Genomic DNA, 24,845 nt, shown 5'->3' on the forward strand with positions numbered 1-24,845 from the left:
CCGCACCGGTGTGACACTTGGGGCGTGCAGAGCGAGAACACCCTCTTTGTGGGCGGGCCCCTCGACGGGCGCGTCCTGCCCGTCCTGGTCGGCCCCACGGGCAAGCCGCCCCAGTGGTACGAGATCCCGGTCCCGGACGCCGACGGCGGCGCCCCGGCCGTCCACGCGTACCGCCTCGAACCCGCCGGGCACAGCAAGCGGCTCGGGCTGCCGCGCGGCTGGAAGTACACCTATGTGCCCGAAGGGCGCGAGCCGCGCCGCTGGCCGTGGAGCAAGCCGAGGCCTACGGCCTGAGGTGCCCCTGGGGCGCGATAGGCTCGCTGGTCCACGCCGTGCCGCAGGGGGAGTTGAACCATGGAGGCGCTGACCGCCGAGGAACCGCGCGAGCTCGGTCCGTACCGGATGCGGGCCAGGCTGCGCGAGACCGGCACCGCCCGGGTCTACCTCGCCCACGGGGCGGACGGGCGCGGGGTCTCGGTCACCGCCGCCCGCCCCGACCTGGCCGCGCTGCCCGCGTTCCGCACCCGCTTCCGCGCCGAGGCGGTGGCCGCCGAGCGGCTCGCCGGGCCCTGGGTGCCGCCGGTCCTGGCCACCGGCCCCGAGGAGTGGCTGCCGTGGCTGGCCACCCCGTTCACGGCCGCGCTCACCCTCGCCGAGGCGGTGGCGCTCGCCGGACCGCTGCCCGAGGACGCCGTGCGCACCCTGGGCGCGGCGCTCGCCGCCACCCTGGAGCGGGCACACGCGGTGACCGGCGAGGCCTTCCAGGGCCTGGGCCCCGACGTCGTCCTGCTCACCGCCGAGGGACCGCTGGTCACCGCCTTCGGCGTGCTCGGCGGCGCCAGCGCGGCGAGCGCGGGCGAGGGCGGGCGCCTGGGGGTGACCGTCGGCTATCTGACGCCCGAGCAGGTCGCGGGCGAACAGCCCGGACCCGCCGCCGACGTCTTCATGCTGGGCATGCTCCTCGCGTACGCGGCCGGGGGCGCGGGCCCCTTCGACTCCGGGCCGGCCGACGCGGCCGCCCACCGCATCGCGCACTCCGTCCCGGACCTGACCCCGGTCCCGGCCGCCCTGCGCCCGCTGCTCGGGCGCTGTCTGGCCAAGGCGCCCGGGGCGCGTCCGACCCCGGCCGAGGTGGCCGCCGAGCTGATCCCGGGCGGGGCCGCCCCGGCGCCCGGTGCGGGGTGGCTGCCGCCGAAGGTGACGGCCGCGATCGCCGAACGGGCCGCGCGGGCGCAGGAGTTGCCCGGGGCCGTGGTGGCGGACCGGGTGCCGGAGCCCGCCGCCGCGCCGCCGCCCGCACCCGACGGCCACCCCGCCGCTCCCCCGCAACCCGCCTGGTCGGCGCCGCAGCCGCTGCCCGTACCGCCGCGACAGACCCCGGCCCCGCCCGCGGCGGGCACCCTCTCCCGGCTCGCCGCCGACCGGCGCTCGCTGCTGACCGCCGGGCTCGCGGCGGTGGCCGGGCTCGCGGTCGGCGCGGCCGGGGTGCTGGCGTTCGACGGGGACGGCGACGACGGCAGAGCGCCTGCCGCCGACAGCAAGCCCGCCGCCCCGCCGCGCCCCGTGCCGGGCACGCCCCCGGCCGCCCGCTGGGGCTACGCGGTCCCGGGCGGCAAGCTCCTGGGCACCCCGCTGGTCCAGGGCGCGGTCCTGGTCGTGCCCGGCGCCGCGCTCACCGGCGTCGACCTGCGCACCGGCCGCCAGCTGTGGAACCGCCCCGAGCTGGCCGGGCTCGCCCAGCTCCAGCCGGCCGGCCCGGACCCGGCGGTGGCGTTCGGGGTCGGTCCCACCGAGTTCACCTGGTTCGCGGTGGCGGACGGCGCGGTCCGCCAGAAGGTGGCGTACACCCAGATCGTGCCCGGTATGGGCACCCCCGAGGTGCGCGCGCACGACGGTACGACGGTGTGGTTCACGGCCACGGCCGGCAAGGACACCGCGCTGTACGCGTACGACATCGCGAGCCGCACCACGCTGTGGCGGCGCCCGCTGGGCCGGGGCGAGACGTTCGAGTGGGCGAGCGCCGTCGGCGGCCGGCTGATCGCGCGGCGCCCGGCGGCGAGCCCGCCCAAGGGCGCCAAGCAGGTGCTCGCGGAGTTCTTCGCGGTCGACCCGAAGACGGGCAAGGACCTGTGGGCGAAGTCGTACGGGGCGGTGCTGCCCACCGACGGGGCGGTGCTGTCGCCGGACGGCGTGCTGCTGACCACGGCGGGCGGCGGCCTCCAGGCGTTCGACCTGGAGACCGGCCGACAGCGCTGGCAGCGCGGCAAGGGCGCCTCCGCGTATGGAACTCCCCTGCTCAGCAAGGGCGTTGTGTACGCCCCCGACAACGGGACGAAGCTGGCGGCGGTCGCGGCGGCGGACGGCCGGGAGGTGTGGGTGGGCTCGACGGACCTGGCACCGGCCGGCCCGGTGGAGACCCGCGCGGTGGCGAGCGCGTCCGGCCGTACGGTGCTGGCGCTCGACCGCTTCCAGGTGACGGCGCTGGACGCGGCGAGCGGCGAGCGGCTGTGGAAGTTCCAGGACGCGGGCACCAAGGAGCAGTCGGCGGACCGGGGCACGTACCGGGCGGTGGCGGCGGGCACGGACACGGCGGTGGTGTGGCACGGCGCGACGCTGTACGCGCTGCCGGTGCGGTAGCGGCCGCAGGCCCGCCGGGCAAGCGCCCGCACCGGGATACGGCCGTACGAGGGAGGGATTCGCACCGTTCACCCGGCTCGGCGCGCCCCGCCCCGGATCACCGTGCCACCATCCGACCGGAGGTGACCACGTGTCAGAAAGATCCCTGCGTACGGTGTGCACGGCGGCGGCCGTCGCGGCGGCGCTCGTGTCGGCGGTCCCCACGGCGCAGGCCGCACCCACTCCGCCGGAGAGTTCGGTGACCGGTCTGCTGACGCAGTTGCAGACGCTGTACCGGCAGGCCGAGGAGGCGTCCGAGGCGTACAACGCGGCCGAGGAGCAGCTCAAGCTGCGCAAGGCGGACGAGAAGAAGGTGGCGGCCGGGCTGAGCCGGGCGCGGGTCGCGCTGGCCCGCAGCCGCCAGGAGGCGGGGCGGCTGGCCCGGGAGCAGTACCAGGGCCGCACCGAACTCTCCACGTATATGCAGCTGCTGCTGGCGCGGGACCCGCAGGGGGCGCTCGACCAGGGGCATCTGATGCGGCGCGCCTCGGACGGCCGCCGGGCGTCGCTGGCGCGGCTCGCGCGCGGCGAGAAGCAGGCGGACGCGCTGGCGCGGGCGGCGCGCAAGGCGCTCGACGAGCAGAGGCTGCTGGCCGAGCGCCGGCGGCGGGCGCGGGACGAGGTGCGGGCCCGGCTCAAGGACGTGGAGGGCCTGCTCGCGTCCCTGAGCGAGGACCAGCTCCTGGAGCTGTCCCGCCTGGAGCGGGACGGCACGGCCAAGGCGCAGCGGGATCTGCTGGCGACGGGGGCGCTGGACGGGGTGCGGGCGCCGTCGCCGGAGGGGGAGTCGGCGCTGCGGTATGCGGTGGGACAGGTGGGAAAGCCTTACGTCTGGGGGGCGGAGGGACCGTCCTCGTACGACTGCTCCGGCCTCACCTCGTCGGCGTGGGCGCACGCGGGTCGGGAGATTCCGCGCACGTCGCAGGAGCAGTGGGCGTCGCTGCGGCGGGTGCCGTTGCGGGCCCTTCGGCCGGGGGATCTGGTGGTGTACTACCCCGGGGCGACGCATGTGGCGCTGTACGTGGGGGACGGGCTGGTGGTGCAGGCGCCGCGGCCGGGGGCGCGGGTGAAGATCTCGCCGATCGCGGCCAATCCGCTGCTCGGGGCGGTTCGGCCGGACCCTGCGGCTTCGCCGGTGCGGTCGTACCGGCCGGTGCGGTTGCCGGTGGGGGCGGGACCGGACGAGGCGGCGGCCCCGGAGCCGGAGGATTAGCCCCCGTCCCCCTGAGCTGTTCGTCTGCGGACCGTGGCCGGCTGGTCGCGCAGTTCCCCGCGCCCCTAAAAACCTGTGGCTGAGCCAAGTACTCCGACAGCCGGGGCCTACCTAAGGGGCGCGGGGAACTGCGCGAGAAGCGGCCACGACCCGCAGCCGACGAACCACCCATGGGCGCGGGGAACTGCGCGACCAGCCCACCACTCACCCGCTGACGAAGACCGGGCACAAGAAGGGGCGCGGGGAACTGCGCGACCAGCCCACCACTCACCCGCAGACAAAGGCCGGGCCCCGCCGGGCGCAGCCCCCGGCCCCCCGCCAGAGGGGTTTAGGGGAGGGGCGGGGTGGGGGCTCCCACCTCGGCCAAGTACGCCGCCGCCTTCTCCTCCTCGAAGAAGAACCCCTCGAAGTCCGAGGGGTCATCGAACCCGTTCGCGAACCGATCCGCCACCGGCTGAAGCGCGGACGCCGCACCGATCAGCTGAAGCACATGCTCCGGCGGCGCCCCCAACATCGCGTTGGTCCACTTCACCACCGGCCCCGCAGTGGCCCAGTACCGCTCGAACGCCCCCCGCATCCACTCCTCGTCGAACGCCTCCTCCCCCCGCTCCACGATGGACGCGAGGTAGGAAGCCGCGCACTTGGACGCCGAGTTGGAGCCCTGGCCCGTGATGGGGTCGTTGGCGACGACCACGTCCGCCACGCCCAGGACCAGGCCGCCGCCGGGCAGCCTGCCGACGGGGTTGCGGACCGTCGGCGCGTACCGCCCCGCCAGCGTGCCCCCGGCATCCGTCAGCTCGACCTTCGTGGCCCGCGCGTACTCCCACGGAGTGAAGCGCTCCATCAGCTCAAGCGTCAGCGACAGGTGCTCGCCCGGGTCCGTGACGCCCTGGAACACGTCCAGCGGGCCACCGGGGATTCCCTCCCAGAAGAGGATGTCCGCCCGGCCCGACGTGGTCAGCGTCGGCATCACGAAGAGCTCGCCCACCCCGGGCACCAGGTTGCAGCGCACCGCGTCGAAGTCCGGGTGCTCGGGGCGCGGCCCGAGCCCGTGCACGTACGACACCGCCAGCGCCCGCTGCGGCTCGGTGTACGGCGAGCGCGAGGCGTCGCGGCCGAACATGGACACCAGCTCGCCCTTGCCCGCCGCCACCATCACCAGGTCATAGGTACGGGCGAAGAAGTCCAGGTCGGAGACGGCCGCGCCATGGATCACCAGCTGGCCGCCGCGCTGGGCGAACGTCTCCATCCAGCCCGCCATCTTGACCCGCTGGTCGACGGACTGCGCGAAGCCGTCCAGCCGGCCGACCCAGTCGACCGGCCGGGAGGCGTCGGGGCCGGCCACCGAGACGCCCACGCCCTCGATGCGGGGGGCCTGGGACTCCCAGAAGTTCAGGCCCAGATCCCGCTCGTGCTGGAGGGCCGTGTGGAACATGCACTGCGTCGACATGACCCGCCCGGAGCGGATCTCGTCGGCCGTGCGGTTGGACATCAGGGTGACCTCGTACCCCTTCGACTGGAGTCCGAGGGCCAGCTGGAGCCCGGACTGACCGGCCCCGACTATCAGGATTCTCCGCATGCGAGTGCTCTCCGATACGTCAGCAGATACGACAGATATGACAGATACGAAAAAGGGCGAACCAAGAAAACGGAGCCGCCGACCCGCTACTCCGGCAGCTCGTCCAGCGCGTGACCCACCAGCCCCAGCAGTGACTCCACCACCGAGATCCGGTCCCGCGCGTCCATGATCACGACCGGGATGTGCGGCGGCACCGTCAGCGCCTCGCGGACGTCCTCCGGCGCGAACGACTCCGTGCCCTCGAAGTGGTTGACCGCCACGATGTACGGCAGGCCGCAGCTCTCGAAGTAGTCGAGCGCCGGGAAGCAGTCGGTCAGCCGGCGGGTGTCGGCCATCACCACCGCGCCGATCGCCCCGCGCACGATGTCGTCCCACATGAACCAGAACCGCTGCTGGCCGGGCGTGCCGAACACGTACAGGACGAGGTCGTCGTCGAGCGTGACGCGGCCGAAGTCCATGGCCACCGTCGTGGTGGTCTTCTCCGGCGTGGACGACAGATCGTCGGTGGCCTCGCTCGCCCGGGTCATCACCGCTTCCGTCTGGAGCGGGGTGATCTCCGAGACGGACGACACGAACGTCGTCTTGCCCACGCCGAAGCCGCCCGCCACGACCACCTTCGTCGCGATGGGGGCCCTGGTGCGGTCCTGCTGCCAGGGCCGCAGCTCCTCCTCGGCGGGCTCGGGCGGCGCCAGGAGTTCAGAGGCGGCGGAGTCCACTCATGACCCTTTCGAGCAGTGCGCGGTCGGGCCGCCCGGGGCCGTGCCCGGTCCCGTACACCCGGATTCTTCCCTGGTCGGCCAGGTCGCTGAGCAGCACCCGGACGACGCCCAGCGGCATGCGCAGCAGCGCGGAGATCTCCGCGACCGTACGCATGGCCCGGCAGATCTCCACGATCGCCCGCATCTCCGGCATCATCCGCAGCGGCGACCCGCCCAGCGCCCGGCGCTCCTCGGGCGCCTCGATGGCGGCCACGAACGTCTCCACGAGCAGGACGTGGCCGAAGCGGGTGCGACCGCCGGTCAGGCTGTACGGGCGGACCCGCGCGGGTTTGCGGCCGGCGCCTCGTATCGGCAGCTTGGGGGCGGACGGGCTCACTGGACGGCCTCCATCGACTGGCGCAGCTCGCTGCGGAGTTCGGGGGTCAGCACATGTCCGGCGCGGCCGACGAAGAGGGCCATGTGGTACGCGACGACGCTCACATCGCAGTCCGGCGTGGCGTGCACGCCGAGCAGCGAGCCGTCGCTGATCGCCATGACGAAGACGTTGCCCTCCTCCATCGCGACCACGGTCTGCTTCACCCCGCCGCCGTCCATCAGCCGCGCGGCGCCGTGGGTGAGGCTGCCGATGCCGGAGACGATGGTGGCGAGGTCGGCGCTGGAGCCGCGCGGCCCCTCGGGGCCGGGCCCCGTGCGGGCGGGCCGCTGGTCCGGGTCGGACGAGAGCAGCAGCAGGCCGTCCGAGGAGACCACCGCGACCGAGAGGAGGCCGGGCACCTCCTCGACCAGGTTCCGCAACAGCCAGTGCAGATTGCGGGCTTCGCTGCTCAGTCCGAACGTGCCGGTGCCGGTCGCAGTCAACTGCGTGCCTCCTCGACTGTCTCCCCCGTCTGTGGCCTCTGTGGCTTCTTCTCTTCGCTCTGTGCTTCCTGGATCTCGGTCTCGGCGTGCCTGCGGCCCTCCAGGGCGCCCTGCTGGAACCCGCCGAGCCGCCGTCGAAGGGCGTCGGCCACCTCGGCACCGCCCTTGCGCGGGGCGGGGGCGGCGGGGCCCGACTTCACCACCTTCGGGGTGCGCTTGGGCAGGCCCTTGTCGGTGACGCGCTGGGCGGGGACGGTGGGCGCGGGCTGCTGTTCGGGTGCCGTCTCCCCGGCGGGCTCCGGCCCCGGTGCCGTCTCCCTGACGGGCTCCGTCGGCAGCCGCATCTCGAACGTCGGCTCGTCGACCCGCTCGTGCGTGTCCGCCTCCGCCGGGGCGGGCGCCGGCGCCTGGGCCTGGGGCTGGGGCCGGGGCTGGGGCTGGGCGGGGAGCGGGATCTCCGCCGTGCGCTCCGCCCGTTCGGGCAGCAGGTTGGAGTTGGCCTCCGCCAGCGCGCCCGGCAGCGTGAAGCGCGGCGCGTCGCCCTGCGCCGGTACCACCTGCGGCGGAGCGGCCGGGGGCGTCTTCGGCAGGATCGGCTCGGGCAGCACGACCACGGCCGCGAGCCCGCCCTGCTTCTGCTCGCGCAGCTCGATCCGCACCCCGTGGCGCCGGGCCAGCAGCGCGGCGACGTGCAGTCCCAGACCGCCGGTCTCGGTGCCGGGCTCCCCCGGCTCGTACGTGGACGGGTCCGCGAGCCGCATATTGAGCTCGGTGCGGCGCGCCGGGCTCATCCCGATGCCCTCGTCCTGGACCGAGAGCATGACCTCGCCGCTCTCCAGCTGCCAGCCGGAGAGCTGGACCTGGGCGTCCGGCGGCGAGAACGAGGTGGCGTTCTCCAGCAGCTCGGCGACGAGATGGCTGAGGTCGTCGGCGGCGAACCCGGCCACCTGGGCGTGCGGCGGCAGGGCCTGGATGACGACCCTCTCGTACCGCTCGATCTCGCTGACGGCGGCCCGCAGCACATCGACCAGCGGGACCGGGCCCGGGTGGTTGTGGTGGTGTTCGGCGCCCGCGAGGACCAGCAGGTTCTCGCCGTGCCGGCGGATGACCGTGGCCATGTGGTCCAGCTTGAAGAGCGTGGCGAGCTGGTCCGGGTCCTGCTCGCGCTCCTCCAGTCCCTCGATGATGCCGAGCTGGCGCTCGACCAGGCCGAGGCTGCGCAGGCCGAGGTTGACGAAGGTGTGCTGCACGGTCCCGCGCGCCCGCTCCAGCTGCGCGGTCAGCTCCCGTACGGACTCGGCGAGTTCCGCCCGTTCGGCGGCCAGGGCGGTCTGCTGCTCGCGTGCCTCGTGCAGCTGCGCGCCGAGGGTGTCGGCGCGGCCCGCGTGTTCGCGCAGCCGGTCGTGGAGCGCGTTGAGGGACCGTACGGTCTGGGCGTACTCGTCGCTGCGGCCGGTGAAGCGGACCGGCTCCTCCGTCTCGGGGGCGGCCGCCAGCCGGGCCGCGCCGCGCCGCAGCGCCGCGAGCGGCCGGGTCATGCTGCGGGCGCTCGCGGCGCAGACGCCGACGGCGAGCAGCAGCAGCGCGCCGACGAGGGCGATGCGCAGTTCGAGGCCGGTCACGTCGTCGTCGCGCAGCGACGCGAAACGCTTCGCCTCGGCGGTGGCGAGCGCCGACTCGGTGCCGCGCATCCGGTCGATCCGCGCGGTGAGCGCGGCGGCCACCTTGTCCGCACCCAACTTACGGTCGGAAGTGCTGAGTTGGGGCTGGTCGGTGAGGCGGGCGAGATAGCGCTCGGCGGCGTCCACGTCCGGGCCGGTCACCGTGGTGGAGAGCTTCTCGCGCGCGGTGGCGGAGGCGGACTGGTCGAAGTCGGCGAGCGCGGACTGCTCGCGCACCCGCGCCTGCTGCCCGGCGGCGCTCAACGCGTCCCGGGTGCGCGCCTCTTCGCCGTCGGCCGCGTCCTTCTGCACATAGCGGCCGGTGATCGGGTCGTAGACCGTGGTGGCGGGCTTCTGCGGCACCGAGAGCGCGGCGACCAGCAGACCCCGGGCGGCGGAGGCCTGTTCGACGGCGCGGCCGAGGTCGGCCGGGGCGCGGGTGGCCTCGGCGGCGCGCGGCGGCGTCTTCGCGGCCAGCTCGTCGGCGAGGCCGAGCAGCTTGGCGATCACGTCCGAGTACGTGCGGTGCGCCTCCAGGGCGGTGCCCTTGCCGGTGAGGGCGGTGCGGCGCAGCGAGGGCACGGTGGCCAGGTCGCGGCCGAGGGCGGCCGGGGCGGTGGCGCGGATCTCGTCGATGCGCCGGTCGACCCGGGTGGCGCGGTCCTTGAGGGCGGCGTCCTTGCGCGGGTCGCGGCCGCCCGCGATGTACGCGGTGACGTCGTCGCGTTCGTCGGCCAGCGCGTGGGCCAGGGTGACGGCCTGCTGGTCGAGCTCGGCGAGGGTGACCAGGCGCTGGGACTCGTTGAGGTCGGAGGAGGCGGTGAGCAGCGTGGGGGCGCCCGCGCCCAGGACGGTCAGGGAGACCACGGCGACGGAGGTGACCAGCCGGGTCCGTACGCGCACGGTGCGCGTGGCGGGTTCCGTGGGGGCGTGCACGGCGCCCTCGACGGTCTCGCCGTCCTTGCCCCGAGGCCGCTTGTTCTGCACCGGTGCTCTCAATCTTGACTCGTCCACCCATGAAGCCGAGGTGACGACCGGTCATGCGTCTCTTGCGCCGTTGCGACGCGTTCCCACCCCTGCACGGCTTCCGACCATTCCAGTGGTTTTGGGAAGGAGGCATGCAACATCCACTCCGCCACCCGAACGAGTGAACAACACTCGGGAGTTGGCCTTCAACTCCCGCGGAATGGCTGCCGCCGCTCGTGTGCGAGGCCGGTTGGAACTTCCGCGCGGCCTTTGGCAGGATGCCCGCCCACAGCTTCCGGAGGGCTTTCTTCCAGGGCCGCGAGCCCCGCTCCGGCCCAGTGGTCCAGGCCAATTGGCCGCTCTGGGGGCCGGGTGAAGGTGTCGTGCAGACTGGCGCCATGCGCATCGAACTCGCCACGGCCCCCGGTGACCCCGCACGCCCCAACGAGGACTGGGCCGCCACCGCGCTGCCCGCCGCCGGGCGGGGCGGGGTGCTGGTGGTGCTCGACGGGGTGACCCCGCCACCGGGGAACGGCGACTGTGTGCACGACGTGCCCTGGTACACGGCTCGGCTCGGCGGCGCGCTGACCGAACTGTCCGGTTCGCGGCGTGACATGCCGCTCACCGAGATCCTCGCCGAGTCCATCCGGCGCACCGCCGACGCCCATCGCGGCACCTGTGACCTTTCTCACCCCCGTACGCCACAGGCGACCGTGGTCCTGGCGCGGTGGGACGAGGAGGCGGTGGAGCATCTGGTGCTCTCGGACTCCGCGCTGCTCCTGGAGTCGCCGGACGGGGTGGTCCGGGCGGTCCTGGACGACCGGCTCGACCGGGTGCCGCGGTCCGTGCTGGTGTCGGACGACGTGGCCGACGCGGTGGCCCGTAACCGGGAAGGGGGGTTCTTCACCGCTGCGGCGGATCCCTCGGTGGCCGAGGTTGCGGTCTCGGGCCGTACGCCGCGGGGGGCTGTGCGTTCGCTTGCGGCGCTGACGGACGGTGCGACCCGGTGGGTCGAGATGTTTCGCGAGGGCGACTGGGGCGGGTGTCTTGCGCTCTTGGCCAAGGCGGGGCCGCAGGGGGTTATCGACCGGGTGCGGGAGCTTGAGCGGGCGGATGTCGACGCCGGTCGTACGTTTCTGCGGGGCAGTAAGACGCATGACGACGCCACCGCCGTATATGTGGAGCTTTGAGCGCGGCTACCGGTTGTCCTGGGCTGGTCGCGCCCGCGCGGCGGAGCCGCACATGTCACCGCCCCGCGCCCCTAAAAGCAGGGGGCCGTGGCGCGGCGGGATCCTCCCCGCGCCCCCTAACGGGGCGCTGCCCCCGGTTCCTGCATGTCCGCCCTCGCGTTCAGCTGGTGCAGCAGTCTGGCCAGCTCGGCGATCTCCTTGCGGTCCCAGTCCGCCAGCTTGGTGACGTACTGGGCGCGGCGGGCGTCACGGACGCGGCGGAAGCGGGCCAGGCCCTCCTCGGTGAGGCGGACCAGCGAGGCGCGGCCGTCGGCCGGGTCCGGCTCGCGGGCGACCAGGCCCAGGTCCTCCAGGGCGCGCAGCTGGCGGCTCATGGTCGCCTTGCCCACGCCGAAGTACGCGGCGAGCTCGGTGGCCCGCTGCGGGCCGCCCTCCTCCAGGCGCACGAACAGCCCGTAGGCCGCGGCCTCCAGCTCGGGATGGACCGCGCGGGCCATCTCGCCGGAGGACGCCCGGGCACGCCTCAGGAACACCGCCAGCTCGCGTTCGAGTGCGAGAAACTCCTGGTCCGGACCGTGCACATCAGCTCCCATCCCACGCTGCCTAGACGGGACAGTATTTCCCAGTCCCCCGCGGGCAGGGCCCCCGGCGGAGTGCGCCGGGGGCCCTTTGGCTCAATTCCGTGTCCTCCCGGGAGCGCGTTCAGCAGGTGCCGGCCGGCCGTTCCCGGGTGACCAGGTCCGTCCAGCCGGTGGTGCCGTCCAGCCACACGACCTGACGGCCGCCCGCGGCGGACGGGTACAGCTGTTCGCCGCGGTTGCAGGAGAGGCGCTCCTTGCGGGTGCCGTCGGCGCTGAGCTGCCACAGCTTGGGCAGGGTCTCATTGCGGTACTGGGTGTCCGGCAGCAGGGTGTTCACGGTGACCGCGTCGTCCGCCGCCGTCAGGTCGAACGGGATCAGCGCGCCCGGTCCCGACTCGGCGCTGATGTCCACCGCCCCGGTGCCGTCGAGCGCGGCGCGGCGCACCGCCAGCTGCCCCTGGTCGGCGAGGTTCTCGTCGACCAGCCAGAACACGTTCTTGCCGGTGATGCCGGTCTGGCCGACGGCCTGCGGCTCACCCAGCTGCTGGGCCAGCTTGGTGGCGCCGGTGGCGAGGTCGTACGTCTCGACACCGATCCGGTAGTCGCTCTCGCCCGGGTAGAGCTTGGCGTACGCGATCTTCCCGTTCTTCAGCGAGGGCAGCGCGGTGCCGAGCTCGTACCGCCCGCCGTCCACCCAGGTGGGCTCGCGGTCGCCGGGCTTGAGGAAGCCGACGTGCCGCCCGCCGAACGGGTCGAAGGACTCGAAGACCACCGTGCCGTTCTCGACGTGCAGGTTCTGGACGTTGGTGGACGAGGTGTAGAGCGTCTTGGTCGGGCCGCCGGCGATCGGCCGGGAGAGGATGTCGACGCTGGAGGTGCCGAACGCGGCCCACACCACCGTCTTGCCGTCGGTGGCCGGATAGACGTGGAAGCGCCCGTCATTGGGGCTGATCAGCTTGGGCGTGCCCCGGCCGTCGACGCGCCCGGCGTAGACCGAGTAGGCCTCGGTGCCGTCGTCGTTCGACTTGGACGTGGCCCACCAGCCGCCGCCCGCGGCCGTGCCCGTACCGGTGATGTTCAACTTGCCGAAGAGGCGGTCGGAGTCGACGCCGATGGCGTTCTCCCAGCCGGGCACGATGCCGTGGGCGTTGAACGACCGCTTGACGGTGTTCTGCTGCCGGGCCGTGAGCCCCATGTCCTTGGCGGCCGCGAGGACCGCGTTGCGGGCCTCGGTGTAGCCGTCCAGCGGGGTCATGTACGTGGAGAGCGCCTTGTAGACCAGCCGGTCCGCGAGGAAGGGGTCCTTCGGGTCGAGGTCCTGGCGGATGTCCCACAGGGCGCCGGAGAAGATCGTCGAGTTGAGGTGGACGCCGCCGTTGTCGGTGCCGAAGGTGACGCCCAGGTAGTCCTTGGCCGTGGTGCGGCCGTCGTTGAGGTCCCGGAAGGCGCAGGCGCGGGGCTTGCCGGAGCGGCACAGGTCCTCGCCGATGAGCCCGGCGTCCGGGTCGTCCATCTTCGCGCCGCCGGCGGTGACGTCGATGGCGTTGCCGAAGTAGTCGGCGAGCGCCTCGTTGAGGGCGCCGGACTGGCCCGCGTAGACGAGGTTCGCGGTGTTCTCGACCACGCCGTGGGTCATCTCGTGGCCGACCACGTCGAGGTCGGCGGAGAGCGTCTTGTACTGCTCGTCGCCCGCGCCGTACACCATCTTCTGGCCGTCCCAGAAGGCGTTGACGAACGGGCCGCCCGCGTAGGTGACGCCCACCAGCGAGTTGATGGCCATGCCGCGCCCGTCGAGGCTGTCGCGGCCGTGCACCTTCTTGTAGTAGTCGTAGACCTGCCCGGCCGCCCAGTGGGCGTCGACCGCACCCGCCTCGGTGGCGTCGCCGCTGTAGTCGGGGGCGGCGCTGGTGAACTCCTTGAGCCCGGCCGGCCAGCGGCCCGAGGCGTCGTCGACGTCGACCGCCCGGGCGTCCCAGGTGTGCAGGGTGTTCTTGCTGGTGGACGCCATGCGCGCGTAGTCGACCAGGCTGTACTGCCGGGCCGTCTCGTCGTAGTAGATGTCCAGCGGGACCTGGTCGCCGTTGTACTTGACGCCGGTGCCGCTGGTGCCCGGGTCGCCCTTGGCCGCAGGTGCCTGGCGGGCCTGGGGCGCGACCGTCCTCCCCGTCGCGGGCCGGTCCGCGGTGAGCGTCTTGATCAGGCTGTACTGGAGCACCGGGAAGCCCGCGCGCGCGTCCACGTACACGTCCTGGAGGACCGGCCTGCCGGTGGCGGTGTCGGTGCCGCGCACGGTGACCCGGTAGGTGAGGACGCCGGCGCCCTGGGGGACGACGACCAGGCCGCCCGCGCGCCCGGTGAGCGCGGCGGCGGCCCTGGTCTTGGCGTCCTTGGCGCTCTGGACGTCCTTCTTGCCGAGGGTGGCGCCGCCGAGACGGGCGGCGACCGAGGTGACGGCCCGGCGCACGGCGACGTCCTGGGAGACCGTGGCCTCGGTCGACGCGGTCAGCCCGGTGAAGTACTTGCCGGAGGTGCCGGTGACGACGCGCTTGCCGTCCTTCTTCTCCATCCGCACCACGTACTGGCCGCCGAGCACCTCGACCCCGTGGTGCTTCTGCTGGAGCCGCACGGTCTCGTCCGCGCCCTGCTTCAGGGTCTGTACGGGGGTGAGGTCGCGGCCGGGGTCGGCTATCCGGTAGCGGCTCTCCTTGGCGGCGAGGTGGCTGCGGGCCGCGTCGGCGGGTGCCGCCTTGGCGTCGGCGCTCTCGTGGAGGCCGTCGACGAGGGCGGGTGTCGCGGTGCCGGTGCCGGGGACGACGTCGGCGGCCGGCGCCTGCGCCGAGGGCGCGGCGTGGGCCGCCGGTACCGCGGTGGCGAGGAGCGCCGCCGCCCCGAGGAGCGCGGCCACGGACGCGCCCCGGGCCGGTGAGCCGGCCGTCCTGCTCCCCCGGGTGCTGCCTGCTCCGGCTCTGCCTGCTCTGGGCTTGTGCAAGGTCTTTCCTCCACGGGCCGTTGCGAGGTGCCCTCCGCGGGCGGCGTCGGCCGCGCGGAAGGCGGTGGCGCCGGTGGCGCCGACTGGTCATGGCCATGCAAGCCTGTGGGGGACGAACTCCTCAATGGGGCCTGTGTGTTGACATGGGGACTTTGGCGCGAACGCGACCCGGAGGACCGGGCGGGGACGCGGACGGGACACCGGGACCGGCCGATCGGCCCCCAACCGCCCACGGCTGAAAGTTACTTGCGGCCGCGCGCGGTCGGCGCAGCTGGCACCGGCCGCCGCCGCGCCGCCAGAGGCCTGGGCCAATGACAGTTCCAGAACCTCTTTCGCGTCACGGTCTACGTGCGTAGCTTTTTCCGTATGACATGTCCACAACGACATGTCGATTCCCCCCGCACGTCCCCCCACCCACGCCTTTCGGAGGCACGCAATGCCCGTGCACAGACCCGGAACGGCCCGTCGCGGCCCCCTCGCCGCGGCCGGAATCCTCCTCACGGCCCTCGCCCTCCTGCTCACCGCCCCCGGTGTCTCGGGCGCGGCCCAGACCCCCGCCCGTGGCTCCGCCACCATGGGCATGGGTGTGGCCGCCCACGACGGCACCGGCGGGCTCCCGCGCTCCACCCGAGTCGCCCAGGTAGAGGGCGTCGACACCAGCAGCCACAACGGCAACGTCGCCTGGACCACCTTGTGGAACAGCGGGGTGCGGTGGGCCTACGTCAAGGCCACCGAGGGCACGTACTACACCAACCCGTACTTCGCCCAGCAGTACAACGGCTCGTACAACGTCGGCATGATCCGGGGCGCTTACCACTTCGCCACCCCCGACACCACGAGCGGCGCGGCCCAGGCCGACTACTTCGTCGACCACGGCGGCGGCTGGTCGCGCGACGGCCGTACGCTGCCGGGCGCGCTCGACATCGAGTGGAACCCGTACGGCGCCGCCTGCTACGGCAAGTCGGCGGCCGGGATGGTCAGCTGGATCCGCGACTTCGTCAACCAGTACAAGGCCCGCACCGGCCGGGACGCGGTCATCTACACCGCCACCAGCTGGTGGACCCAGTGCACCGGCAACTCCGTCGCCTTCGGCTCCACCAACCCGCTGTGGATAGCCCGCTACAACACCGACCCGGGCGCCCTCCCGGCCGGCTGGGGCTACTACACGATGTGGCAGTACACCTCCTCCGGCCCCACGGTCGGCGACCACTCCAAGTTCAACGGGGCGTACGACCGGCTCCAGGCGCTGGCCAACGGCTAGCGGGCGAGCGGCAGGGAAGGCCCCCGGTGCGCCGACGCGCGCCGGGGGCCTCACCGTCGCCGGTCGCGTCATACGACAGGATGGTCGCCATGCGCGTGCTGCGAACGGTGGGGCGGCTGTCCGCCGCTGGGATGCTGGCCCTGGTCACGGGGTGCGGCGGGTCGGCCGCGTCGGCGCCCCAGCAGGACCGGCCCGATGAGGTGCCACCGGCGCCCGCCCCGCAGTCCTCGGCCACCGCCACCTCGGGAATTCCCTCCGTGGGCGTGCTGGTCGACGGCGACCGGCACTGGTGCACCGCCAGCGTCGTCGCCAGCCCCAAGGGCAATGTCGTGGCCACCGCCGCGCACTGCGCGGACGCCGGGTCGGCGGGCTCGATGGAGTTCGCGCCCGGCTACTCCGGCGCGGTCAAGGGCGCCACCCCGTACGGGACCTGGAAGGTCAGGGCCGTGCAGGCCGACGAGCGCTGGTCCGGGAACGGCGACGACTCCTTCGACTACGCCTTCCTGACCCTGGAGCCGGACGCCAGGGGCCGCAGTGTGCAGAGCGTGGTGGGCGCCGCCCAGCCCGACTGGGGCTCGGCGCCGCGCCGCCGGGTCACCGTCTTCGGCTACCCGGACGAGGACCACAACCCGGAGAACCGGCCCATCGCCTGCACCACCGACACCCGCCCGGACCCCGATCTGGAGAGCGACGTACGGATCGACTGCGCCGGGTTCTGGACCGGCACCAGCGGCAGCCCCTGGCTGGCGGACTACCGGGGGCCGGACCACCTGGGCCATCTCATCGGCGTGCTGAGCGGCGGCGACACGGACGTCGCCTCCACGGCGGTGCTCTTCGACGCACGGGCGCGACGGCTGTACGAACGCGCTGCGCGAGCATAGGGGTGCTTCGCCTGCGGGCCGTGGTGGGTTGCTCGCGCAGTTCCCCGCGCCCCTGACCACCTAGGGGCGCGGGGAACTGCGCGCTCAGCCCACCACGGCCCGCAGACAGACACCGAGCAAAAGGGGCACAGAGCCTTACACGGCCACCGGCACCCGCACCGCCGCCGGGGACAGCGCGATCTCCAGGACCTGGCGGACGTCGCTGACCGGGTGGACCTCCAGCTTCTCCAGGACCTCCGCGGGCACGTCGTCCAGGTCCGGCTCATTGCGCTTGGGGATCACCACCGTGGTGATGCCCGCCCGGTGCGCGGCGAGCAGCTTCTGCTTGAGGCCGCCGATCGGCAGCACCCGGCCGGTGAGCGAGACCTCGCCGGTCATCGCCACATCGGTGCGCACCAGCCGGCCGCTGAGCAGCGAGGAGAGCGCGGTGACCAGCGTGATGCCCGCGCTCGGGCCGTCCTTGGGGACCGCGCCCGCCGGAAAGTGGACGTGCACGCCCCGGTCCTTCAGGTCCGCCACCGGCAGCTCCAGCTCGGCGCCGTGCGAGCGCAGGAAGCTCAGCGCGATCTGCGCCGACTCCTTCATCACGTCGCCCAGCTGGCCGGTGAGGGTCAGACCCGCCGCGCCCGTCTCCGGGTCGGCCAGCGACGCCTCGACGAACAGGACGTCACCGCCCGCCCCGGTCACCGCGAGGCCGGTGGCCACACCGGGCACCGAGGTACGCCGCTCCGCCGGGTCCTGGGCGGACTCGGGGACGTGGTGCGGCCGGCCGATGAGCGCGCGCAGGTCGTCGGGGCCGAGGGTGGCGGGCAGTTCGCGCTCACCGGTCTCGGACTGGGCCGCGACCTTGCGCAGCAGCCGGGCGAGCGAGCGCTCCAGATTGCGCACGCCCGCCTCGCGGGTGTACTCCCCCGCCAGCTTGCGCAGGGCGCCCTCCTCCAGGACCACCTCGCCGCCGTCCAGCCCGGCCCGCTCCAGCTGGCGCGGGAGCAGGTGGTCGCGGGCGATGACGACCTTCTCGTCCTCGGTGTAGCCGTCGAGGCGCACCAGCTCCATCCGGTCGAGCAAGGCCTCCGGGATGGCCTCCAGGACGTTGGCCGTGGCCAGGAAGACGACGTCGCTCAGATCGAGCTCGACCTCCAGGTAGTGGTCGCGGAAGGTGTGGTTCTGCGCCGGGTCGAGGACTTCGAGCAGGGCCGCGGCGGGGTCGCCGCGGAAGTCGGAGCCGATCTTGTCGATCTCGTCGAGCAGCACCACCGGGTTCATCGACCCGGCCTCCTTGACCGCCCGTACGATCCGGCCGGGCAGCGCGCCCACGTACGTACGCCGGTGGCCGCGGATCTCGGCCTCGTCGCGGACGCCGCCGAGGGCGACGCGGACGAACTTGCGGCCCATGGCGTGCGCCACGCTCTCGGCGACGCTGGTCTTGCCCACGCCGGGCGGGCCGACGAGCGCGAGCACCGCGCCCCCGCGCCGCCCGCCGACCACGCCCAGGCCCCGGTCGGCCCGGCGCTTGCGGACCGCCAGGTACTCGGTGATGCGCTCCTTCACGTCCTCCAGGCCCGCGTGCTCGGCGTCGAGGACCGCCCGGGCGCCCGTGATGTCGTAGACGTCCTCCGTGCGCTCCTGCCACGGCAGTTCCAGGACGGTGTCGAGCCAGGTGCGGATCCAGGAGCCCTCCGGGGACTGGTCGCTGGAGCGCTCCAGCTTCTCGACCTCCTTGAGGGCGGCCTCGCGGACCTTCTCGGGCAGGTCGGCGGCCTCCACCCGGGCCCGGTAGTCGTCGGACTCGTCGCCCTCCGACTCGCCGTTGAGCTCCCGCAGCTCCTTGCGGACGGCGTCGAGCTGGCGGCGCAGCAGGAACTCGCGCTGCTGCTTGTCCACGCCCTCCTGGACGTCCTTGGCGATGGACTCGGCCACGTCCTGCTCGGCGAGGTGCTCGCGCAGCTGCTCGGTGGCGAGCTTGAGCCGGGCGACCGGGTCGGCGGTCTCCAGGAGCTCGACCTTCTGGGCGGTGGTGAGGAAGGGCGAGTAGCCCGAGTTGTCGGCGAGGGCCGAGACGCCCTCGATCTGCTGGACGCGGTCCACGACCTGCCAGGCGCCGCGCTTCTTGAGCCACTCGGTGGCGAGCGCCTTGTACTCCTTGACCAGTTCGGTGACCTGGCCGGGCAGGGGTGAGGGGACGGTCTCCTCGACCTGGGTGCCCTCGACCCACAGGGCGCCGCCCGGGCCGGTGGTCCCGGCGCCGATGCGGACCCGGGTGACACCGCGGATGAGCGCGCCGGGGTCGCCGTCGGAGAGCCGGCCGACCTGCTCCACGGTGCCGAGCACGCCGGTCGCGGCGTAGGCCCCGTCGATGCGCGGGACGAGCAGCACCCGGGGCTTGCCGGCCGAGGAGCCCTCGGACCGGGCGGCCGCCTGGGCGGCTTCCACCGCGGCCCGCACCTCGGTGTCGGACAGATCCAGCGGTACGACCATCCCGGGCAGCACGACCTCGTCGTCGAGCGGCAGCACAGGCAGGGTGAGCGGTGCGGACGAGTGAGCCATGATCTCCCCTTCGGCAGTCAAGTTGAGCTATGCCGACTCAATGGTTGTGAGCGCAGGAATGTTCCCCGCGAGGTGTTCGCTCTGAGCGATCACCCCTTGTATGTCCTGTAGCGGTGAACCTTGCGAGGTCCGGTTCAACGTTGCGAGGGATCTTGCGGCGTCCGGGGTGACCTTGCGAGATAGGTGCCGTTAGCTCGGCGTGGACCAGGGATTGCACGCTGTACCCGGCGGAGTGGCCGGGGCCTCCTGCCGAGGGCTTTGAGGTCGCGTACGTCGATCCGGATGGATCGGAGATCCGACGCCCGCTGTCGGACGCGTGGGCAGTGCGGTTCGAGTCCGTGCTGCCCGTACGCGGGTTCCAGTCGTACAAGGGGCAGCGGCATCTGCCGGGGCTGTGGTGGTCCTCGACGGTCGGCGGGCACATCGGGTACGAATCGTGGCTGGAGCGCGATCATGTGATGCTGCTCGACTTCGATCCGTCGGTGACCGGTCTGTCGTCCCAGCCGTTCTGGCTGTTCTGGGCCGCAGAGAACGGCAAGGGCATCTCACACGCCCCCGACTACTTCGCCCGCCGCCAGGACGGTTCGGCGATCGTGGTCGACTGCCGCCCGGCGGACCGGCGCAAGCCGCGAGATTGGGTGAAGTTCGATGCGGCTCGGAGGGCCTGTGACCTCCTGGGGTGGGACTTCCGGCTGGTCGGGACACCTGATCCGATCGTGGTCGGAAATGTGCGGTGGCTGGCGGGCTACCGGCACCCGCGGCATCGCCTGGAGCCTGTCGTCTCCACCCTGCGGGACGTGTTTGCCGAGCCTCGCCTGCTGATGGACGGCGCCGGCCTCGCGGGAGATCCGATCGCCGTGCTGCCCGTGCTGTTCCACCTGCTCTGGCAGCACGAGCTGGCGGTGGATCTGTCGGTTCCTATGCACGCCGCGTCAGTCGTCTCGCCGGAGGTGGGCTGATGCCGCTGCGAGGCGACGCCTTCGTGCTGCGAACCGGTGACTGGGTCAGCTTCGACGACACTGATCATCAGGTGGTGGCTCTGTCCGGGACCTCGGTACGACTCCGCTCCTCGGACGGCTCGGAAACCGTGGTGCTGGCCTCCTACCTGATGGCCTCCCCAGACTTCGCGGTCACCGGCGCGGACCCGCTGCCCGAACTGGAGCCGTCGGGGCTGCTGAGCACGGTTCCAGCATCCGTACTGGCCGCCGCACAGGAGTGGGAACGCCATGTGGTGGAGGTGGAGACGGGCCTGCCCTCGGACGCGGCACCCGGGTCGACCCCCCGGCCCGAATACGAGCCAGCCACCCGCTCCCTCGCCGAGCGCGACGCAGCCAAGGCGGCAGAGCTCGGTGTCGGGATCCGCACCGTCCAGGGGCGGCGTTACGCCTATGCCCGGCAAGGTCTGTGGGGATTGGTGGACCAGCGCACGACCCGGCTCGCGAACACGACGGGACGGGCCGATGCCCGGCTGGTCACGGTCATCGAGGAGGCCGTCGCCGCAGAGACTCCAGCGTCCACCGGCACCCGTTCACGGTTGATCCGCCGCGTGATCAAACAGATCGAGGAGACGCACGGTCCGGGTGTGGTGCCGATTCCGAGCCGCAGCACCCTCTACAAGCTCGTGGACCGGCTCTCCACCGGACGGCACACCTTCGGCTCGGCCGTCACCCGCCGGCAGACCGCAAACCGGCCACAGAAGCCGTTCACGCCGACCTTCGCTGCCCGACCCGGCGAACAGGTGCAGATCGATTCCACGCCGCTGGACGTGATGGTCGTGCTCGACTCCGGGCTGACGGCCCGCGCGGACCTGACGATCGCGGTCGATGTCGCCACGCGCACCATCTGCGCCGCTGTGTTGCGACCGGTGGGCACCAAGGCGGTGGATGCCTCCCTGTTGCTGGCCAAGATGCTGGTGCCCGAGCCGATGCGCCCGGGCTGGGCCGCGTCCTTGCGGATGGCGGCGTCCCGGATGCCGCACAAGCGACTGCTGGACGTGGACGCGCGCATGCAACAAGCCGCCGCGAAACCAGTGATCGTGCCGGACACGATCGTCATCGACGGGGGGAAGGTGTTCTTGTCCGACACCTTCACAAGGGCCTGCAACCGACTGGGCATCTCCGTCCAGCGCGCCCGACCCCGCACGCCCACCGACAAGGCGATCGTGGAGGCGACATTCTCCGCGATCAACACGCTGTTCTGTCAGCACCTCGCCGGCTACACAGGCCCGAACGTCTCCCGCCGCGGCGAGCGCGTCGAGGACCAGGCGGCCTGGACCATCCCCGAACTCCAGGACCTGCTGGACGAGTGGGTGCTGGCCGGATGGCAGGCCCGCCCCCACGACAGCCTGCGCGACCCCTACCGACCCAAGAAGGCGATCTCACCGAACGACGAGTACGCCTCACTGGTCGCGGCCTGCGGCTACCTGCCGCTGGTCCTGCGCGGCGAGGACTATCTGGAACTGCTGCCGGTGTCCTGGCGGGCGATCAACGACTACGGCATCCGGATCGGCTACCGGACCTACGACACCCCGGACTTGGGCCCCTTCCGACGCCAGCACTCCGGCCACACCACCAAGCGCGGGCTCTGGGAAGTGCACTACGACCCCTACGACCTCTCCCAGGTATTCGTACGCACCCCCCGAGGCTGGGTCACCGTCCCTTGGGTGCATCTCCCTCTGGTCAGCGCTCGCTTCGCTGATTTCACCTGGCAGCACGCACGGCGCCTCGCCACCGAGACGGGCCTGGACAACACCAACGAGGCTGCGGTGGCTCGGGTCCTGGACACACTTCTGCCCCGCGCCGAGCACGGCCCCGACACCCGCACCGCAAAGGTGGCCGGCCGCACACGCGCCGGAGCCGCCTCGCACCGGCCGCCCGCCCCGCGAGCCCCGGAGCCAGCACCATCCGACCGCACCACCGAACCGGCCGAGGTGATCCCGTTCGGTGTCTTCGACGCCCACGCAGAAGCCGAAAGGTGGCTATGACCAGGTCCTCCCGCGCCTCCTTCATCCCCCAGCAGGCGAGGGGGCAGGAGCCACCGCCAGACAGCCCGCTGACCACGAAGGAGGGGTGGCGCCGCTTCGTCGAGCACGAAGCGGCCCCGCCTGCGCTGCTGACCGCAGCCCAGCGGGCCGCACTGTCCCGGCAGGAGAAGCTGCACGACGACGAACGGCGCCGGAACTACCACGCCGACCTGCCGCTGGTGAACACGCCGACCATCCAAAAGGTCGTCGCCACCTCGCGGCTCCTGGTCCAGCTCAATCGGCAGCAGATCTCGGCCCGCCGGGGCGTGATCATCAGTGGCGCCTCAGGCACGGGGAAGACCACCGCGCTGTCCCAGCTCGGGCGGGCTCATGAGATCGCCGTCCGCAGGCGCCACCCGCACGACCGCTCCCGGCTCCCGGTCGTCTACGTCACCGTCCCGCCGGCCGCCACGCCGAAGATGCTCGCCATGGAGTTCGTCCGGTTCTTCGGCCTGGACTTCCCCGCCCGCTTCAACATCGCCGACGTGGTCAACGCGGTCTGCGCCACCGCCGCACACGTCCACGTCGATCTCGTCCTGGTCGACGAACTGCACAACCTGAACCTGGCCACCCGCACCGGCGCCGAAGCCTCCGACCAGCTGAAGTACTTCGCCGAAAGGCTGCCCGCCACCTTCGCCTACGCGGGCATCGACGTCGAGGCCCAGGGCCTGTTCGCAGGCACCCGCGGCCGCCAGATCGCCGGGCGGTTCACCGTCATCCCCGCCATCCCGTTCTCCTACGCCCCCGGCACGGACCGGAACGCATGGCGGTCCCTGGTCGGCACGCTGGAATCCATGCTGGGGCTCCACGACCACCAGCCGGGAAGCCTCACGGGCCTGAGCGAGTACCTCTACCACCGCTCCGGCGGCATGATCGGCAGCCTGTCACAGCTCATCCGAGGGGCCGCCGTGCTGGCCATCGAAGACGGCAGCGAGCGCATCACCGAAGACCTTCTGGAGACAGTGCCCGTCGACTTCGCCGCCGAACGCTCCGAGGCTCTCACCGCCCCCGAACGGCCCCGCTCGCGCCGGAGGCGCGTCGCCTGATGCTCACCCGCCTGCCCGACCCCGTCCCACCCGCACAGCACGAAATCGCCGCCTCCTACATCGGCCGCCTGGCTACCATCCACGGCCTCGACATCAACGCCCTCTGGCGTCGCGTCACCGAACGCGAAGCCTCCGGCGGTATGCGCCGTGTCGTCGTTCCCGAACGGCTCGCCGCCGTCACCGGCCGGACAGTTCACGCCCTCGCCGGCGCCCTGCCCGAACTGCGGACCCCACAACCCGACTGGGCCATGTTCCGCCACCAGCCACAACCCGGCTGCCACCACTGCGACAGCAAACACCCCGGCGGCAGAGTCACCAGACTCCTGCCGCACCACCGCTACGTCTGCACCCGCCACAGCGTCTGGATCGGTCCGCCCGATGCCGACCAGACCTCCGTCAGCCTGGCTGGCCTGCCAGAAATCGTCGGCGCCCAGCGCAAGCACCTGCGCATCCTGCGCCAGCACGGCTGGGCCGCCACCTACGACGCGCTGCTGACCGCCTTCACCTTCTGCGGGCATATCTGGACGGGCAAGGAACCTCCCGAAAACCCGCACCACGTCTGGCACACCTGGGACGAACGCGCCCACGTCCTCATCCCGCCCGAAACGGTCAAGAAGTCGTACAGCACCTCCCGCCTCTTCGCCGCCGTCTATCCCGAAGCCGTCAGGGTTGCCGCCCTCCTTGCCTCACCCCAGTGGAGACGCTTGGCAAGCGGCACAGCCGCCGAACGCGAAGGCTTCTACGGCGAAATCAGCAAGCGCATCGACTACCCCTACAGGAACAGCCACGACCACAGCGACGCCATCGCTCACTGGGCCGACACGGACGCATGGCGACCGCCGTCGAACCCCCTCGTCACCTTCAGACCCGGCCGCACGCAAGGCCGACTCCCCGAACGCCACCGCGGCCACGAACAGCGCCAGGAAAAGAGCGCTCTGTGGTTCAGTCGCACTCGTCGCAACGCGGGACGGAACCTGTTATTCCACAACCACCTCAAACCCGTGCTCACCCGTGCTTGGACCCCCGCCTACGAGAAGTTCGAAGGCGTGATCTGGCACAGCGCCCGCGTCGACGAACTGATGCAGACCACAACGGCACGAGAGCGCCAAAAGCTCAATCCAGCCCCGAGAGTCGCCCGTGGCACCATGCAGCCATGAACTTCGAGCTCGCTCCTCCCACCGGAGTCGGACCGCTGCACATAGGCATGCCGCGTCGGGAAGCCGACAGCGCACTCCAGTCGATGCGCGAGCCCACAGTTGTCTCGCCGTCCGACCGCCCGGGGCAGCACATCTTCCGACCGAGCGGCCTGATGATCAGCATTGGATGCATGCGCGACCGCCTGGAATCGGTGGAGTTCGGACGCCCGGCCAACTCGTCGGACGCCGTCCTCTTCCGCGGCATCGACGTCTTCGGCCTACCGGCCCGCGAAGTCGTGAGGCGCATGGCCGCGCTGACGACGATCGCTGCCGATCCAGAGGACCCCGCGTCATTCGTCGCGCCGGATCTGCTGCTGAGTTTTTGGCGCCCGTTCGAAGCCGACGACGAACCCCATGAAGAGCAGGGCTACTACTTCACTACGGTCCTCCTGGCCCGGCCCGGCTACTACGACGGCCCGGGCCAGACCGACGCCTGAGAAGCCCTCCAGCCGACATACCT

The 24,845-nt window shown here is 72.5% G+C and carries 19 protein-coding genes; 11 read left to right on the forward strand and 8 right to left on the reverse strand.

Annotated elements, in window-relative coordinates:
• Positions 1 to 24 precede the first annotated feature (24 nt).
• From ABD236_RS32415 to ABD236_RS32425, 3 genes are all read left to right on the forward strand, one after another.
• Positions 25 to 294, forward strand: a complete 270-nt coding sequence (locus tag ABD236_RS32415; protein WP_344080364.1) for a hypothetical protein — start codon at positions 25 to 27, stop codon at positions 292 to 294.
• Positions 295 to 354: 60 nt separating this feature from the next.
• Positions 355 to 2,637: a serine/threonine-protein kinase gene (locus ABD236_RS32420; RefSeq protein WP_344080367.1), complete on the forward strand. Its 2,283-nt coding sequence runs from the start codon at positions 355 to 357 to the stop codon at positions 2,635 to 2,637.
• 130 nt (positions 2,638 to 2,767) lie between these two features.
• The gene (locus tag ABD236_RS32425; protein ID WP_344080370.1) at positions 2,768 to 3,889 is read left to right on the forward strand and encodes a C40 family peptidase; all 1,122 of its coding nucleotides are present in this window, start codon (positions 2,768 to 2,770) and stop codon (positions 3,887 to 3,889) included.
• Positions 3,890 to 4,217: 328 nt separating this feature from the next.
• On the opposite strand, the gene ABD236_RS32430 is transcribed toward ABD236_RS32425, so the two are convergent.
• The 5 genes from ABD236_RS32430 to ABD236_RS32450 form a co-directional block, all read right to left on the reverse strand.
• Complete coding sequence (locus tag ABD236_RS32430; protein WP_344080373.1) at positions 4,218 to 5,468, reverse strand: styrene monooxygenase/indole monooxygenase family protein; 1,251 nt, start codon at positions 5,466 to 5,468, stop codon at positions 4,218 to 4,220.
• Positions 5,469 to 5,554: 86 nt separating this feature from the next.
• Entirely contained in the window at positions 5,555 to 6,184 is a 630-nt protein-coding gene (locus ABD236_RS32435; protein WP_344080376.1) for a GTP-binding protein, read from the reverse strand.
• The gene (locus tag ABD236_RS32440; RefSeq protein WP_344080379.1) at positions 6,165 to 6,563 is read right to left on the reverse strand and encodes a DUF742 domain-containing protein; all 399 of its coding nucleotides are present in this window, start codon (positions 6,561 to 6,563) and stop codon (positions 6,165 to 6,167) included. The genes ABD236_RS32435 and ABD236_RS32440 overlap by 20 nt, the downstream gene beginning before the upstream one ends.
• Positions 6,560 to 7,045, reverse strand: a complete 486-nt coding sequence (locus ABD236_RS32445) for a roadblock/LC7 domain-containing protein (RefSeq protein ID WP_344080382.1) — start codon at positions 7,043 to 7,045, stop codon at positions 6,560 to 6,562. Before ABD236_RS32445 ends, ABD236_RS32440 begins: the two co-directional genes overlap by 4 nt.
• Positions 7,042 to 9,693, reverse strand: coding sequence for a nitrate- and nitrite sensing domain-containing protein (locus ABD236_RS32450; RefSeq protein WP_344080385.1), 2,652 nt, complete (start codon positions 9,691 to 9,693; stop codon positions 7,042 to 7,044). Before ABD236_RS32450 ends, ABD236_RS32445 begins: the two co-directional genes overlap by 4 nt.
• 377 nt (positions 9,694 to 10,070) lie before the next feature.
• Between ABD236_RS32450 and ABD236_RS32455 the strand changes: the two genes are divergently transcribed.
• Complete coding sequence (locus ABD236_RS32455) at positions 10,071 to 10,862, forward strand: hypothetical protein (protein ID WP_344080388.1); 792 nt, start codon at positions 10,071 to 10,073, stop codon at positions 10,860 to 10,862.
• Between the two features lie 116 nt (positions 10,863 to 10,978).
• Here the strand turns inward: ABD236_RS32455 and ABD236_RS32460 are convergent, their stop codons facing one another.
• Positions 10,979 to 11,455: a MarR family winged helix-turn-helix transcriptional regulator gene (locus ABD236_RS32460; RefSeq protein ID WP_283141616.1), complete on the reverse strand. Its 477-nt coding sequence runs from the start codon at positions 11,453 to 11,455 to the stop codon at positions 10,979 to 10,981.
• 109 nt (positions 11,456 to 11,564) lie between these two features.
• Positions 11,565 to 14,348 carry a M4 family metallopeptidase gene (locus tag ABD236_RS32465; RefSeq protein ID WP_344080393.1) on the reverse strand — a complete coding sequence of 928 codons (2,784 nt, stop codon included), beginning with the start codon at positions 14,346 to 14,348 and terminating at the stop codon, positions 11,565 to 11,567.
• A 520-nt stretch (positions 14,349 to 14,868) separates the two neighbouring features.
• On the opposite strand from ABD236_RS32465, the gene ABD236_RS32470 reads away from it, so the two are divergent.
• Together ABD236_RS32470 and ABD236_RS32475 are read left to right on the forward strand one after the other, a co-directional pair.
• A complete protein-coding gene (locus ABD236_RS32470) occupies positions 14,869 to 15,693 on the forward strand; it encodes a lysozyme (protein WP_344080397.1) in 825 nt (274 codons plus the stop codon).
• A gap of 89 nt (positions 15,694 to 15,782) precedes the next feature.
• Positions 15,783 to 16,574, forward strand: a complete 792-nt coding sequence (locus ABD236_RS32475) for a trypsin-like serine peptidase (RefSeq protein WP_344080400.1) — start codon at positions 15,783 to 15,785, stop codon at positions 16,572 to 16,574.
• Positions 16,575 to 16,709: 135 nt separating this feature from the next.
• Here the strand turns inward: ABD236_RS32475 and lon are convergent, their stop codons facing one another.
• A complete protein-coding gene (gene lon / locus ABD236_RS32480; RefSeq protein WP_344080403.1) occupies positions 16,710 to 19,121 on the reverse strand; it encodes an endopeptidase La in 2,412 nt (803 codons plus the stop codon).
• A gap of 293 nt (positions 19,122 to 19,414) precedes the next feature.
• Between lon and ABD236_RS32485 the strand changes: the two genes are divergently transcribed.
• Genes ABD236_RS32485 through ABD236_RS32505 form a run of 5 tightly spaced genes read left to right on the forward strand, consistent with a single transcriptional unit; the run spans position 19,415 to position 24,822 of the window.
• Positions 19,415 to 20,080: a TnsA-like heteromeric transposase endonuclease subunit gene (locus ABD236_RS32485; RefSeq protein WP_344080447.1), complete on the forward strand. Its 666-nt coding sequence runs from the start codon at positions 19,415 to 19,417 to the stop codon at positions 20,078 to 20,080.
• The gene (locus ABD236_RS32490) at positions 20,080 to 22,104 is read left to right on the forward strand and encodes a Mu transposase C-terminal domain-containing protein (RefSeq protein ID WP_344080406.1); all 2,025 of its coding nucleotides are present in this window, start codon (positions 20,080 to 20,082) and stop codon (positions 22,102 to 22,104) included. The genes ABD236_RS32485 and ABD236_RS32490 overlap by 1 nt, the downstream gene beginning before the upstream one ends.
• Positions 22,101 to 23,189: a TniB family NTP-binding protein gene (locus ABD236_RS32495; RefSeq protein WP_344080409.1), complete on the forward strand. Its 1,089-nt coding sequence runs from the start codon at positions 22,101 to 22,103 to the stop codon at positions 23,187 to 23,189. Before ABD236_RS32490 ends, ABD236_RS32495 begins: the two co-directional genes overlap by 4 nt.
• Entirely contained in the window at positions 23,189 to 24,346 is a 1,158-nt protein-coding gene (locus ABD236_RS32500; protein ID WP_344080412.1) for a hypothetical protein, read from the forward strand. The genes ABD236_RS32495 and ABD236_RS32500 overlap by 1 nt, the downstream gene beginning before the upstream one ends.
• Positions 24,343 to 24,822 carry a hypothetical protein gene (locus ABD236_RS32505; RefSeq protein WP_344080415.1) on the forward strand — a complete coding sequence of 160 codons (480 nt, stop codon included), beginning with the start codon at positions 24,343 to 24,345 and terminating at the stop codon, positions 24,820 to 24,822. The genes ABD236_RS32500 and ABD236_RS32505 overlap by 4 nt, the downstream gene beginning before the upstream one ends.
• Positions 24,823 to 24,845 lie beyond the last annotated feature (23 nt).

The organism is Streptomyces crystallinus, assembly GCF_039521265.1.
Taxonomy (GTDB): Bacteria; Actinomycetota; Actinomycetes; order Streptomycetales; family Streptomycetaceae; genus Streptomyces; species Streptomyces crystallinus.